This window comes from Bradyrhizobium sp. Ash2021 (assembly GCF_031202265.1).
GTDB lineage: Bacteria > Pseudomonadota > Alphaproteobacteria > Rhizobiales > Xanthobacteraceae > Bradyrhizobium.
On sequence record NZ_CP100604.1, the window covers coordinates 1,457,258 to 1,471,366 of the forward strand.

A 14,109-nucleotide genomic window follows, 5' to 3' on the forward strand; every position below is an offset into this window, starting at 1 on the left:
GTGTGCGTTTCTTCGCACAAATTTTGCACACGAGACCGCGGGTGCAGCGCGCATCCGGCATTCCCCGCTCCCTCTTTTTTGAGGGAGTGCCTTCGCAAAGCTCGGGCGTATCGCGCCGCGAGATCGCTTGCGCATATCCTTCGCGCCGCCGGCATGGCTGGTGCCACGGCCGGCGCTAGGCGGGGTCCGGCGAAGCTGATAGCATTTTTTCGCTCTCACAGGGATCGAGGACCAGAAGATGGACAACCGCAGCGACATCTGGCGTGGCGTTGACGCGATCAAACCGCGTTTCGTCGACCTCAGCGACAGGGTCTGGGCGATGCCCGAGGTGTGCTACACCGAGGCGCGCTCTTCCGCCGAACATCTGGCCGAACTGCGCCATCAGGGCTTTCGCATCAGCGAGAATGTCGCTGATATTCCTACCGCCGTGATCGGCGAGTGGGGGGAGGGCGGCCCCGTCATCGCCTTCCTCGGCGAATACGACGCGCTGCCGGGCTTGAGCCAGGAAGCGGGCGTGGCGGAGCCTCGCCCGGTCGAGGCCGGTGGCCACGGCCATGGCTGCGGCCACAATTTGCTGGGCTCGGCCGCGCTGCTCGCGGCGACCGCCGTGAAGGATTGGCTGGCCATCCACAAGGTGCCGGGGCGTGTGCGCTATTATGGCTGTCCCGCGGAAGAGGGCGGTGCTGCGAAAACCTTCATGGTGCGCTCGGGCGCCTTCGATGATGCCGACATCGCCATCACCTGGCACCCCAGCAGTTTCTGGGAGGTGGTGGTGACGCCATCGCTCGCCAACACGCGGGCCGATTTCATCTTCACCGGGCGCACCTCGCATGCCGCGGCCTCGCCGCATCTTGGCCGCAGCGCGCTCGACGCGGTGGAACTGATGAATGTCGGCGTCAACTACATGCGCGAGCACATGCCGAGCGACGCCCGCGTCCATTATGCGCTGCTCGACGCCGGCGGCATTGCCCCCAATGTGGTGCAGGCCCACGCCCGCGTGCGCTATTCCATCCGCGCCCGCGATTTGCCCGGCATGAACGAATTGGTGGGGCGCGTTCACAAGATCGCGCAGGGTGCTGCGCTGATGACCGAGACCAAAATGGAGATGCGGATCATTTCCGCGGTCTCCAACGTTCTGGCCAACACCCCGCTCGAGCAAGCCCTCCACCGCATCATGGAGGATCTCGGTCCGCCGCATTTCGACGAGGCGGACGAAGAATTCGCCGCAAAAATCCGAGCCACCCTGACCGACAAGGACATCGCCTCCGTCTATCACACGATCGGCATGGATCCGACCGACCGGCCGCTGGCCGATTTCATCGTGCCGCTGGACGCCCGGCGCAATCCGCTGATCGGCTCGACCGATGTCGGCGATGTGAGCTGGGTGGTTCCGACCGTTCAGGTTCATGCCCCGACGGTCGCGATCGGCACCCCGTTCCACACCTGGCAGGTCGTGGCGCAGGGCAAGAGCCCGCACGCCCACAAGGCCATGGTGCAGGCCGCCAAGGCCATGGCCGGGCTCGGCATCCAGGCGCTGAACGAGCCGGAACTGATTGCCGCCGCCAAGGCCGACCTCAACAAGCGCACCGCCCGCACGCCCTATGTCAGCCCGCTGCCGGACAATGTCGCGCCGCCGCTGGACATGTCGGTGGCGTGAAGGGTGAACAAAAATTTCGCAGGAGGGACGCGCGCAAACCCTACGGATCGAGCTCGGTATCCCAGTACAAATAATCCAGCCAGCTATCGTGCAGATAGTTCGGCGGGAACAGCCGCCCGTTGCGGTGCAGCTGGTGCACGGTCGGGGCGAACGGGTGTTGCCTCGGGAACATCCGGGCCTGCTGCGGGGTCAGATTGCCCTTGCGCAGGTTACAGGGCGAGCAGGCCGCGACCACGTTCTCCCAGGTGGTCTGGCCACCCTTGCTGCGCGGGATGATGTGATCGAAGGTCAAATCGTCATGCGCCGAGCAATATTGGCAGATGAAGCGGTCGCGCAGGAAGACATTGAACCGGGTGAAGGCGGGGTGCGTCGTTGGCTTCACGAAGGATTTCAGCGACACCACGCTGGGCAGCTGGATTTCGAAAGTGGGGCTGCGCACCGCGCGGTCGTAGTGCTCGACGATATTGACGCGGTCGAGGAACACCGCCTTGATCGCGTCCTGCCACGACCAAAGGGACAACGGATAGTAGCTGAGCGGCCGGAAATCCGCGTTCAGCACCAGTACCGGCCAACCGCCTTGTGAGACATGTGCGTTCAAGTAACGCTCCTGGCCTCCATATCGCTGCGAAGCAGCATGCGTTGACATACTACAGGCAGCGTGACGGGATTGTGAAGAGCATTGAGCGGCTTATCCGCCATCGCGCCGCCACGATTGCATCGGTGGCGGGAACACCGCTAAAGGGGCGGACGGGCTGTATTTGGCCGCTGACGGACCCCTTGAGATGACCACCCCCTCCCGTTACCTCGAAGCGCCGCGCCGGCTGCGGGCGTTCGTTCGCGCCCATGAAACCAGCCTGGTCGTGCTTGCGGCGCTGATCGGGACCATCGGCGGCCTGGTGGTGCTGGCGATGAGCATCGCGGTGGCCGGGCTTCACGCGCTGTTGTTCAACATCAGCATCCGGGAGCGGCTCTCGAGCCAGGCCAGCATCGATACGCTGCGGGCCCTGCTGGTTCCGAGCCTTGGTGGGCTGTTGCTGGGGGTGGCGTTCCTGTGGCTGTCGGGATGGCGGCCGGCGCGCGAAATCGACCCGATCGAGGCCAATGCCCTGCATGGCGGGCGGATGTCGTTTCGCGGCAGCGTCATCGTCGCGCTGCAGACGATCTGGTCCTCGGGCGTCGGGGCGTCGGTCGGGCTCGAGGCGGGCTATACCCAGCTTTCCAGCGGCCTCGCCGCCTCATTGGGCCGCGGCTTTCACCTGCGCCGCGCCGACCAGCGAATCATGGTCGGCTGCGGCGCGGCGGCCGCGATTGCGGGCGCGTTCGGAGCCCCCTTGGCCGGCGCCTTCTATGCGTTCGAACTCGTGATCGGGGGCTATACCCCGGCCAGCCTGACGCCGGTCGGCGTCGCCGCGGTGGCCGGCTATTTCGTCACCCATGGATTTGCGGCGCTGTCGCTCGGCATCGGCGTCGGCCCGGTCGGCGATGTGCTCGGGCGGGATCTCGCGATCGCAGCCCTGCTCGGGATTCTGGCGGCGCTGTTCGGCATCGTCATCATGCGCGGCGTGGCGCTGTGCGAAGCGGTGCTGGTAAAAACCCGGCTGTGGGCGCCGCTGCGCCCGGCGCTCGGCGGCCTCGCCGTCGGCCTGCTCGCGCTGCTGACGCCGCAGGTGATGTCGTCGGGCCATGGCGCGCTGCATTTTTCCGGCATTGTCTCGATGCCGCTGCAGATCATTGCCGGCGTGTTCGTTCTCAAGGCGATCGCCTCGATCATCTCGCTCGGCAGCGGCTTTCGCGGCGGATTGTTTTTCGCCACCCTGTTCATGGGCGCGCTCGGCGGCCGCCTGTTCGCCGCCGGCGTCGACCTGGTGTGGCCGGGTCTGGCGCTCGATCCCAACGTCTACGCGATCATCGGCATGAGCGCGCTGTCGGCATCGGTGATCGGCGGACCGCTGACCATGTCGTTCATCGCGCTGGAATCGACCGGCAATCTCTGGCTCACCACGATCGTGCTGGTCGCGGTCATGATCTCGACCCAGATCACCCGCGAATTGTTCGGCTATTCGTTCGCGACCTGGCGATTGCATCTGCGCGGCGAAACCATCCGCAGCGCCGCCGATGTCGGCTGGATCAGGGACCTCACCGTCCGCCGCCTGATGCGGCCGGATCTGGCGACGGTCGACGCCGGCATCGGCATCGAGGAGTTTCGCGAAAAATTTCCGCTGGGCTCGAAGACCCAGGTCGTGGCCGTCGATGGCGACGGACGCTATGTCGGGCTGGCGCTGGTGGCCGAAGCGCACACCCCGGAAATCGTGGCCAAGAACGGCCTCGTCGACATCCTTCATCACCGGGATGTGGTGCTGCATCCGGTCATGAACATCCAGGAAGCCATCGCCGTCTTCGACGCCGCCGAAGCGGAATCATTGGCGGTGGTCGAAGCCGGCGGCGAACACCGGCCGATCGGGATCCTCACCGAGGCCCACGCGATGCGGCGCTATGCGGAAGAATCCGACCGGCGGCGGCGCGAGGCGGTTGGCGAGATCTAGGAGACCTTCGCCAGCTTCTGCAGGCAGCGAACCACTTTCACCTCCTCCGGCATCTCGGTATCCGGAAAGCTCGTCTTCCAGTCGGTGACGCCGACCTCGCCGACATAGATGTCGCCCTTCGAATCCAAGGCGATGCCGTGCGGCGCCAGGAATTTGCCGGTCTCCAGCCCCGGCCCGTTCTCGCCGCCGAGCCGGGCGATGCGCTTGCCCTTCGAATCGACGATGCTCAGGCGCGGGCCGAGATTGGGCACCTTGCGATTGACGGCCATGCCGGGGCCGAGTTCGCCGATGATGAAGTGCGGGTGCTTGCCGCCGCAGCAATGCAGCGCGCAGGGACGGTGCAGATTGTTCCACTGCGCCTCGTATTTGCCGTTGCCGTCGAACACTTGCACGCGGTGGTTCTCGCGGTCGGCGACATAGACCCATCCGTCGGCGTCGGTGGTGATGTTGTGGACGATGTTGAATTGGCCGGGATCGGTGCCGGGCTCGCCCCAGGTTTTGAGCAACCTGCCGTCCGGCGTGTATTTGTGGACGCAGGCATTGCCGTAGCCGTCCGAGACGTAGATCTCGCCGTTCGGCGACAGCGCGGTATGGGTGCAGCGGTGGAACGGCTCGCCGCTCATGAACGGCGCCGGCTTGTTCGGGATACCGATGGTCAGCAGCACCTTGCCGTCGGTCGCGCACTTGCGCACGGTGTGGTCGCCGTCATCGGTGCAATAAAGGTTGTCGTCGGCGTCGATGTGCAGCCCGTGGGCGCGGTTGAACAGGCCTTCGCCCCAGCTGGTGATGAAATTGCCGTCGCGGTCGAGCACCACCATCGGATGGTCGCCGCGGTTGAAGACGTAGATACGGTCCTTGCTGTCGACCGCGACCGAAGCGACATCGGTCAGACTCCATCCCGCCGGCAGTTTTGCAAAGTTTTCCACCACGCGGTAGCAATGTTCGCCCGAGCCGAGAATGGTCGGCATGTGTGATTCCCCCGGATTTTTTGGAGTTGTCATTCCGGGATGGTCCGAAGGACCAGACCCGGAATCTCGAGATTCCGGGTTCGCTTCGCGCCCCGGAATGACGGTGTTAGTTGGTTGATTCATCCAAGCGCCGCCCGCGGCCCAGCACCACGCGGCAAAAACCCTTCCTCGATCGCCTTGATCTGCAGCGCCAGATGCTTCGAGCCGATCCGGCATTGCGCCAGGCCGCCGGCGATGAACCACAAACCAGGCTGCCCGGTGCGGGTGTACATGTTGCGCAGTTCCTGCCCGTCGCCAAAACCCCAGATGGTGCCGACGCGCTCTTCCACGGCTTCGCCGAACAGCTTGCGCACCAGTTCTTCCTGGCGCTTGTAGCCGGTCGCGAGCACGACCAGATCGGCGGCAAGCGTCTCGCCGCTCTTCATCCTGGCGCCGGCGGCGACGAATGTATCGATATCGGCAAACTGCTTCAGCGCGATCTCGCCCTTGACGATCAGGTCGGAGCAGCCGACGTTGAAATAATAGCCGCCGCCGCGGGTGAGGTACTTGAACTGCCAGCCGGTATTGTCCTCGCCGAAGTCGAGCTTGAAGCCTGCGCGCGCCAGTCCCTCCAGCAATTCCCTGTCGAGCTCCTTGGATTTCTCCGTCGTCATGGCGTGGCTCTTGCGTGCGAGCTTCAGCGGCATCGAGGTCGCGATCAAATCGTTGTCCTCGAGCGTGCCGTCATTATAGGGCGCGTAGACCAGTTGCGCCGACGGTTCGATGCTGACGATCAGCGTCGGGCTGCGCTGCACCAGCGTCACCTCGGCGGCGCTTGAACAGAGGTCCTGCGCGATGTCGTGGCCGCTGTTGCCGGTGCCGATGACGATCGCGCGCTTGCCCTTCCAGTTCTCGCCGTCGTCGTACTGGCTGGAATGCATCACCTTGCCCGCGAAATCCTTGATGCCGGCAATATCCGGCACGCTCGGAATGCCGCTGACGCCGGTCGCGAGCACCACGTGACGCGGATGCATGGTGCGCTTTGAGCCGTCGGCGCGGCGCAGCGTCACGGTCCAGCGGCCTTCCTTCTCGTTATAGCTGCCGCCCTCGAATTCGGTTCCGGTCCAGAAATTCAGCTCCATGGTTTCGACATAGGCCTCGAACCAGTTGGCGAGCTTGTCCTTCGGGATATAGGTCGGCCAGTTCGGCGGGAAATACATATAGGGCAGGTGGTTGACCTGGACCTGATTGTGCAGCGTCAGCGCGTGATAGCGCTTGCGCCAATTGTCGCCGATGCGCTGTTCGCGATCGACGATCAGCGTATCGACATTCAATTGCTTCAACCGGGCCGCGATGCACAGCCCGGACTGGCCGCCGCCGATGACGAGCACGGTGGGATCATGGTCGGCATAGGCCGCCGAGGCCTTGCGCAGATCGAGCCAGTTGGGGCCGCGAAAATCCCGCGAATAGGCATTGCCGCGCGGGCGCGCTGTCCCCAGCTGCTCCTCAAAACCCTTGAGTTCGCCAAGCTCCGTCAGCAGCGTCCAGGCTTTCAGCGTGTGGCCGTCGGCATCGTCCGGGATCAGGCGGACGATGCCGCTGCCGCGCCCCACACCCGTCTCGAATTTGAAGATCGCCTCGATCGCGTAGGTGCCCGCGCGCATCACCTTGCGCGGCGCCCGGCGGCCGGGATCGATCGCGAACCCGGACGGCGCGGCGCGGCGGGCGTGGGTCGGCAACTCCTTCAGGATCGCATCGGCGCCATTGATGGTCTGGATGTTCCAGCTCAGCGCCAGCACGTCGCGCCAGTAGCTGTCGGAATGAAACAGGCTCTCCAGCGCGCCGTCATCGGGTTCAGCCAATGCGGCCTCGAATTGCGTCAGCCAATTATCGACGGCGAGCGAAAGATCGTCGGTTTTATCGAGCATGCGCGTCTCTCTCAGCAGCCGTCTACGCGGCGTTTCCCTGGTCGGAACCCTATACCCATTGGGGACGGCGCAGAAAGGGCGTGAGGAGATGCCGCCTATTCCGCCAGCGACAGGATATGCCCTTGATCCGGCGGCACGCGGCCGTTGAGGGTATCGAGATAGGCTGCTTGCACGGCAGCCGACCCACGGCCTTCGGTCACGGTGAGCCATTGGTCCAGCTTCGGCGCGAAACCTGCCCAGGCTGCGCCGAACCGCGCGTCGACGCCGCCGGGTCCCCATTCCTTCGCGCGCTTGCGGATCTGGTCGGGCGCGAAGAACCACGCCGGCTTGGCGCCCGGCAATACCGGCTCGTTCGGCGAGGAGCTGCGATGCGTCAGCCCGATCCGTCCGGAGTATTTCATCTGGTCGCCGAAATGCCGGTGCAGCCGTTCGCGGAGTTCGCTGTTGCCCGCCATGTCGACGAACGCGGCCGGCGCGTTCGTCGGCAGTGAGGTCACGCGATCATAGGTGACGACCTCGTCGTAGCAGCCGAGCGATTCGACAAACTTCGTATTCGATGCCGAAGTCAGGCCGATTACCTTAATGCCTTCGCGCAAATGCAGCAGATGGGCAAGCCCGAACGCGGTCTTGCTGGAGGCGCTCGAGAGCAGCATGCTGCGCGCGCCGTAGAAATCGTTCTCGGCCAGGAAGTCGTCGACCAGAAACGACAGCATGAACAGCGGCCGCAGCAGCGCCTGCCAGTCGCCCTGCCGCCCGGCGAAGGCAGGGGCGCCGCTGACGCGGGCATAGGCATTGTAGACCGGGGCGACGCCCTGGCGATGCGCGGCGGCATCGCGCAAACCGCGCTTGCTGACGTCGGCGGCCTCGATGACGAGATGCGTCGCCATCGGGAAATAGCCGAACAGGATTTCGCCCTCGGCGATGCCGGGATGTTTCGAGGCGGTCACCTCGCCAAATCCCCACACCGGAATGTTGCCAAAGCCGTTCGGCGCCGGAAACAGCTGCCAATATTTCAGCTGATCGCCTGTTACGGCGTAGGTGATGTTGTTGGCGGTGAGCGCGAAGCGCGTGACCTTTACCAGCAACGCATCATCGGGCAGCGTTGCGGCATCAGGCAGCTGTGTCTCGATCACCTTGCATTGCTGCAGGTCATCGCGGGCGACGATGAAGTCGGTGGATTTCATGGTTTCGATCCCGGCGTTGTTTTGCTGCCGCGATCTTTGCCGCCGCCTTCGGGCATTTTGCAACAGCAACATTGTTTAAAACGGACGTCGTTTGTTTAAAACAACGTTCGGCTTTTGTGACCGGTCATCATGCCCCGGCGCGAATATGGCCTTGCCAATAAGGATCGCGCAGCTTGCGCTTGAAGATCTTGCCGGTCGCTTCGCGCGGCAGTGCGTCGAGGAATTGAATGTCCTTCGGCACCTTGAAATTGGCGAGACGGCCGCGCAAAAAATCCTGCACGGCCGCGGGCGACAGCGCGGCGGCGCGCGGCGTGGTCAAGCTGTCGATCGGTGCGACGTTGGCTTCCCACTGGCTGATGCCGCGGCTCGGGCCATTCCTGCGCGCGCACGACCATATCCAGCTGGAGATCATCACCCATCCGTTTCCGGCCAGCGCGCGACGCCGCGAGGCCGATGTCGTGCTGCGCCCGGTCGACAGCGGTGAAGAGAACCTGATCGGCCGCAAGATCGGCCGCCTCGGGACCGGCTTCTACGCCTCGCGCGACTACGCGGCGCGCCGGCGGCTGCCGGAACGGCGCGACGAATGGAAGGGACACAGCGTCATCGGCTTCGCCGACCGGGCGTCGAACGAGCGTCTGGCGCGCTGGAGCGACTTCATCACCCGGCAGGGATCGGTCGTGCTGCGCTGCTCGTCCCAGGGCGACATGCTGGCCGCGGCAAGGGCGGGCCTTGGAATATCGGCGCTGTCCTGCTTTGTCGCCGCCGATGACCCCGATCTGGTTCGCGTCGCCCCGCAGAAGCTCGTCAGCGTGGCGGATCTCTGGCTCTTGGCGCATCCGGACCTTGTCGAACTCCCCGCGGTACGCGCGGTGATCGACTTCGTCACTGCATGCGCGCGCGAGGACCGGGTGCGGCTTCGCGGCTAGGGCTACTTTGAAATCACGCCCTCTCGCTTTTTCAGCACCCGGTAATAGCTCCACCACAGATGCGCCGCCGCGCCGCGCAACGGCCGCCACGGCTCGGCCAGCGGCGTCATTTGTTTCGCGGTCGGACGCGTCTTCAGGCCGAGCCCGATCTTCACGGCCTCCTGCACCGCAAGGTCGCCGGCGGGCCAAGCGTCGCCATGGCCGAGGCAAAACAGCAGATAGACGTCGGCGGTCCAGGCGCCGATGCCGGGCAGCGAGGTCAGCGTGTTGTGGGCGGCGTCGGCGTCCTCGTTGGCGAGCACGTCGAGGTTCAGGCGTTCCTCGGCCAGCTCGCGCGCGATGTGCTTCAGGGTCTTGATCTTGGCGGCCGACAGCCCGAGCCGGCCGAGGCGGTCGGCGCGCGCCTTTCGAATCGCGTCATGATGAAACGGGTCGAAGGCGGCACTGATGCGTGCCCAGATCGCCGCTGCACTCGCGGTCGAGAGTTGCTGGCCGCAGACGATCGCAGCAAGGCCGGCAAAGCCGGCCTCGCGCTGCCGCAGCGCCGGCATCCCGGTCTGCTCGAGAACAGGCTTCAGCCGCGGGTCCTGCTCAACCAGGGCCTGGACGGCGTCTTCGAGATCGGCCTGGGTGTTGAGATGGATGAGCATGGGAGAGACTTAGCGGGTTTCTCTTTCTTCGTCATGGCCGGGGATAGCCGTCCGAAGGACGGCGTCGCTTCCGCTCGCCCATGCCTGGCCATCCACGTCTTACTGGCACCAGTTTGTGGCTTCACTTGACAAATTTCTCACGCGGCGCCGAAGACGTGGATGCCCGGGAGCGCAGACAAGTTTACGTAGTCTGCGCAAGGCAGACTACTATGCCCGGGCAAGACGAGACCTCTTGAATGCCGCCCTCCGTTTTCCGTTTTGCGCCAAGCCCGAACGGTTATCTCCATCTCGGCCACGCTTGTTCGGCGCTGTTGAATTTCGATCTGGCGCGCCGGGCCGGCGGAAGATTTTTGCTGCGCATCGAGGATATCGACGCGACGCGGTGCCGGCCGGAATTCGAGGCCGCGATCTATCAGGACCTCGCCTGGCTCGGGATTACCTGGGAAACGCCGGTGCGGCGGCAATCGGAGCATTTTTCGAGCTATCGCGACGCGGTCGAAAGGCTGGCGGCCGAGGGGCTGATCTATCCGAGCTTTGAGAGCCGCGCGGAAATCGCGCGCCTGGTCGCGCAACGCGAGACCAAGGGAACATGGCTGCGCGATCCCGACGGTGCGTCGCTCTACCCCGGCACCGCGAAATCGCTCTCCATGGACGAGCGCGCGCGGTTGATCGCGGAAGGCGTGCCCTATGCCCGGCGGCTCGACATGGCAGCGGCCTGTGCGCGTGCCGGGGAACTCGGCTGGACCGAGCATGGCGAAGGTCCCGACGGCGAGCGTGGCGCCGTGACCGCGCTGCCGGGAGCCTGGGGCGACGTGGTGCTGGCGCGCAAGGAGATTCCGACCAGCTATCATTTGTCGGTCGTGATCGACGACGCCTTGCAGGGCGTCACCGATGTGGTGCGCGGCCAGGACCTGTTCTGGTCGACCAGCGTCCATCGCCTGCTGCAGGATCTGCTCGGTCTGCCGCAACCCGGTTACCGGCATCACCGGCTGATTCGCGACGCCGGCGGGCAGAAACTCTCGAAATCGACCGCGGCGACCGGCCTGCGGGAATTGCGGGCGCAGGGCGCAACTCCGGCCGATATTCGCGATTTGGTCGGGCTGCCGTAGTTCTACGGAGACGGCTAAACGGCTCCGTGACTCCCGTGGCCCGGCCATGCAATTCTTCGGCAGGGACGGGGTTAAGGGGAATCATGGCGGCAAAACCGCGCGCAGGGGGCACAACGCGGCTGACCAAAAAGCGGCCGGCGAAGAAGCGTGTGCCTATGCCGGCCGCGAAGGCGCGGCGCAAGCGCAATGCAACCAAGGCTGAAGCCGGCATGGTCGAAGCGGCGCTGGCGGCCTTCGCCCATGAGGTGCGCACGCCCCTGACCGGAATTCTCGCCATCAGCAATCTGCTGGCGACGTCCGACCTCGATGCGCGCGAGCGGCGCTGGGTCGACACCATCAAGGCCGGCGCGGAACATCTGGCGAGCCTTGCGACCTTGTTCGTCGACGCGGCGCGAAGCCGGGGTCCTGCCGCCGGGATGCGGCAGGATCTGTTCGATCTGCGGGTGCTCGCCCGCAGCATCGGCGATTCGCTGGCGGGGCGGGCGGCGGCGAAAGGCCTGCAATCTTCCGTCGATATCTCCGAGAAGCTGCCGGCGTTCGTGGTCGGCGATCCCGTCCGGCTGCGCGCGGCGCTGGAAAACCTGATCGACAATGCGGTGAAGTTCACCGAACAGGGCGTGGTTGCGCTGACGGTCGCGCCGCTGCGCGGCCCCAAAGGCAGGGTCAGCGTCGCCTTTACGATATCGGACAGCGGCATCGGTCTCGCGCTCGGTGAAATCAAGCGCCTGTTCCGGCCGTTCTCGCAGGCCAATGTCAGCATTGCCGCGCGGTTCGGCGGCGCCGGGCTCGGGCTGTCGTCGGTCAAACAAATCGCGCGCGCGATGGGCGGCGACATCGTCGTCGCACCCCGGCGCGGCGGCGGAACCATCTTCACCCTGGCGGTGACCCTGACCCGCGCCAAAACCGCCAGGAGAGCCGAGATTGCCGACGCCGATGGATCCTCAGGTGCGGCGCAGCCGCTGCGGCTGCTCAGCGTCGAAGACAATCCGTTCGGCCGCGTCGTGCTCAACGCCATCCTCACCGAACTCGGCCATCATGCGGAGTTCATCGGCCTCGGCGAGGCGGCGCCGGAACGGCTCGCGCAAGGCGCCTTCGATGCGGTGCTGATGGACATGGTGCTGCCGGGCATCAACGGCGTCGAGGCGATCCGCCGGATCCGCGCGCTCGACCCGCCGCTCGGCCGCATCGCGATCATCGGGGTGTCGGGCAGGGCTGAGGACGAGGCGGCGTCGCGCGCGGCCGGCGCCGACGCCTTCCTGGTCAAGCCTGTGAGTCCGCGCGCCTTAGCGACTGCGCTGCATGAAGCGACACGTCGTGCGGCACGTGCGACTTGATGATCGCCGCGTTCAGTTCACCGCCGTAAACAAAGATCGCGGCGATGAAATACAGGAACACCAGTGCGATAATGACCGACGCCAGCCCCGCATACATCGTGACGTAATTATTGGCGAAGCGCGCGAGATACTGGCCGAACACGACGCCCGAGATCAGCGAAGCGATCATGGTGAAGATGATGCCGGGCAGGATATGCAGAAACCTGCGGCGACCGGCCGGCAGCCAGGCATGCAGAATGACCAGCGCGACGACCAGCGCCGTGATCGTGATGCCGTAGCGCGCGAAGTTGAGGATGCTCTCGTTGGATTCAACGAAGAAGGGAATATGACGCCGCGCCGCCTCGATGAAGAGGGGACCGAGCACGATCAGGAAGGCCATCGCCAGCGCCGTGATGGCCGCGACCAGCGTGTAGCCGATCGATTCCAGCCGCAGCCAGTACCAGCGTCGCGGCTCCCCCACCGCATAGGCGCGGTTGAGCGCCACCCGCAGGGCCTCGACGCCGTTCGAGGCAAAATACACCGCGAGCACCGCGCCGATCGTGAGGATGTCGCCGCGCGACGTCGTCAGCACTTCGTGGATTTGCTCCGAGAGCGAATCGGCGACCTGTTTCGGCCAGACCTGCAGCAACAGGCCCACCGCCTGGTCGGCCAGCTCCTTGGAGCCGAAAAAGCCGGCCAGCGACGTCAGCACGATCAGGAACGGAAACAGCGCCATCAACGTCGACAGCGCGATATGGCTCGCGATCGCCCAGCCATCGTCGGCGAGGAACGTGTAAAATGCATCCAACACGACGTGATAGACGTAGCGGAGCTGTCTCACATACCACCTTGATCCGGCAATTAACGGCTCGATCCGAAGATTGGCCTAGCTTCTGATATTATTGGGCTAAAAGCCAGATCGTTAAGCAACCTGTGAGCGTGTAGCGGTCGGCTCCGCGCGGTGTTATGTAGCGCCAATGGCATCCTTCCTGAGTTCAATTGTCCTCCCCATCGCGGTTGCGGCCGTGGCGATCGTACTGCTGCTCGGCCTCATCAACATGATGCGCGGCGGCTCGCCGAACCGCTCGCAGCAATTGATGCGCTTGAGGGTGCTGCTGCAATTCGTCGCGATCGTCATCACCATGTTCGCGGTCTGGGCGATGGGCCGCTAGCGCATGATCCGGAAAAGTGGAAGCCGGTTTTCCGGAAAGATCATGCGCAAACATTAAAGGACCCGCAAATGGTCGTGCTCAACCGAATCTATACGCGAACCGGCGATGACGGCACCACGGCGCTCGGCAGTGGCGAGCGCCGTCCGAAATATGATCTGCGCGTCAGCGCCTATGGCACCGTGGACGAGACCAACGCCGCGATCGGCGTGGTGCGGCTGCATCTGAAGGACGCGCGCGAGCTCGATACCATGCTGGGCCTGATCCAGAACGATCTGTTCGATCTTGGCGCCGATCTCGCGGTGCCCCAGCGCGACGGCAAGGCGGAGCGGTTGCGCATGCTGTCGAGCCAGGTCGAACGGCTCGAGCACGATATCGATGGCCTGAACGCGCGGTTGTCGCCCCTGACCTCTTTTGTTCTGCCCGGCGGTACCCCGGCAGCCGCATATCTGCATCTCGCCCGCACCATATGTCGCAGGGCGGAACGGATGATGGTGGAACTCGCGGCCAAGCCGGACGAGCCCGTCAGCGAGCCCGCCATCCAGTATATGAACCGGCTGTCGGACTTCCTGTTTGTCGCCAGCCGCGCCATGAACGATAATGGCGCCGGAGACGTGTTGTGGGTGCCCGGCCAGAACCGCTAAGGTAGCCATATCCGGGGGGCGATTTTTGGCTTTCGCGCG

12 protein-coding genes and 2 pseudogenes are annotated in these 14,109 nt (G+C 64.9%); 7 read left to right on the plus strand and 7 right to left on the minus strand.

Going from position 1 to position 14,109, the window contains the following annotated elements:
- Positions 1-238: 238 nt before the first annotated feature.
- The gene (locus NL528_RS06960) at positions 239-1,657 is read left to right on the plus strand and encodes a M20 family metallopeptidase (RefSeq protein ID WP_309181960.1); all 1,419 of its coding nucleotides are present in this window, start codon (positions 239-241) and stop codon (positions 1,655-1,657) included.
- Between the two features lie 40 nt (positions 1,658-1,697).
- Here the strand turns inward: NL528_RS06960 and NL528_RS06965 are convergent, their stop codons facing one another.
- Positions 1,698-2,255 (minus strand): HNH endonuclease, encoded by a 558-nt coding sequence (locus NL528_RS06965; RefSeq protein WP_074277668.1) that lies wholly within the window; start codon positions 2,253-2,255, stop codon positions 1,698-1,700.
- Between the two features lie 184 nt (positions 2,256-2,439).
- Between NL528_RS06965 and NL528_RS06970 the strand changes: the two genes are divergently transcribed.
- Entirely contained in the window at positions 2,440-4,200 is a 1,761-nt protein-coding gene (locus tag NL528_RS06970) for a chloride channel protein (RefSeq protein WP_309181961.1), read from the plus strand.
- Here the strand turns inward: NL528_RS06970 and NL528_RS06975 are convergent.
- The 4 genes and pseudogenes from NL528_RS06975 to NL528_RS06990 form a co-directional block, all read right to left on the minus strand.
- The gene (locus NL528_RS06975) at positions 4,197-5,168 is read right to left on the minus strand and encodes a peptidyl-alpha-hydroxyglycine alpha-amidating lyase family protein (protein WP_309181962.1); all 972 of its coding nucleotides are present in this window, start codon (positions 5,166-5,168) and stop codon (positions 4,197-4,199) included. The genes NL528_RS06970 and NL528_RS06975 overlap by 4 nt on opposite strands.
- Positions 5,169-5,287: 119 nt before the next feature.
- The gene (locus tag NL528_RS06980) at positions 5,288-7,075 is read right to left on the minus strand and encodes an NAD(P)/FAD-dependent oxidoreductase (protein ID WP_309181963.1); all 1,788 of its coding nucleotides are present in this window, start codon (positions 7,073-7,075) and stop codon (positions 5,288-5,290) included.
- Positions 7,076-7,170: 95 nt separating this feature from the next.
- Entirely contained in the window at positions 7,171-8,259 is a 1,089-nt protein-coding gene (locus tag NL528_RS06985; RefSeq protein WP_309181964.1) for a DUF2855 family protein, read from the minus strand.
- Between the two features lie 127 nt (positions 8,260-8,386).
- Positions 8,387-8,560 (minus strand): annotated as a pseudogene (locus tag NL528_RS06990) (long-chain fatty acid--CoA ligase); the annotation flags it as partial.
- Between NL528_RS06990 and NL528_RS06995 the strand changes: the two are divergent.
- Positions 8,538-9,185, plus strand: a pseudogene (locus NL528_RS06995) (LysR substrate-binding domain-containing protein); the annotation flags it as partial. The pseudogenes NL528_RS06990 and NL528_RS06995 overlap by 23 nt on opposite strands.
- A gap of 2 nt (positions 9,186-9,187) precedes the next feature.
- Here NL528_RS06995 and NL528_RS07000 read toward each other — a convergent pair.
- On the minus strand, positions 9,188-9,835 hold the full coding sequence (locus tag NL528_RS07000; RefSeq protein ID WP_309181965.1) for a DNA-3-methyladenine glycosylase 2 family protein: 648 nt from the start codon (positions 9,833-9,835) through the stop codon (positions 9,188-9,190).
- A 236-nt stretch (positions 9,836-10,071) separates the two neighbouring features.
- Between NL528_RS07000 and gluQRS the strand changes: the two genes are divergently transcribed.
- Positions 10,072-10,944, plus strand: a complete 873-nt coding sequence (gene gluQRS / locus NL528_RS07005; RefSeq protein WP_309181966.1) for a tRNA glutamyl-Q(34) synthetase GluQRS — start codon at positions 10,072-10,074, stop codon at positions 10,942-10,944.
- Between the two features lie 83 nt (positions 10,945-11,027).
- Positions 11,028-12,278, plus strand: coding sequence for an ATP-binding protein (locus NL528_RS07010; protein ID WP_309181967.1), 1,251 nt, complete (start codon positions 11,028-11,030; stop codon positions 12,276-12,278).
- On the opposite strand, the gene NL528_RS07015 is transcribed toward NL528_RS07010, so the two are convergent.
- Complete coding sequence (locus tag NL528_RS07015; RefSeq protein ID WP_309181968.1) at positions 12,205-13,098, minus strand: YihY/virulence factor BrkB family protein; 894 nt, start codon at positions 13,096-13,098, stop codon at positions 12,205-12,207. The genes NL528_RS07010 and NL528_RS07015 overlap by 74 nt on opposite strands.
- Before the next feature lie 136 nt (positions 13,099-13,234).
- Here NL528_RS07015 and NL528_RS07020 point away from each other — a divergent pair, with 136 nt between their 5' ends.
- Complete coding sequence (locus NL528_RS07020) at positions 13,235-13,429, plus strand: twin transmembrane helix small protein (protein ID WP_074271005.1); 195 nt, start codon at positions 13,235-13,237, stop codon at positions 13,427-13,429.
- 68 nt (positions 13,430-13,497) lie between these two features.
- Entirely contained in the window at positions 13,498-14,070 is a 573-nt protein-coding gene (locus tag NL528_RS07025) for a cob(I)yrinic acid a,c-diamide adenosyltransferase (protein WP_309181971.1), read from the plus strand.
- The last annotated feature ends 39 nt before the right edge of the window (positions 14,071-14,109 follow it).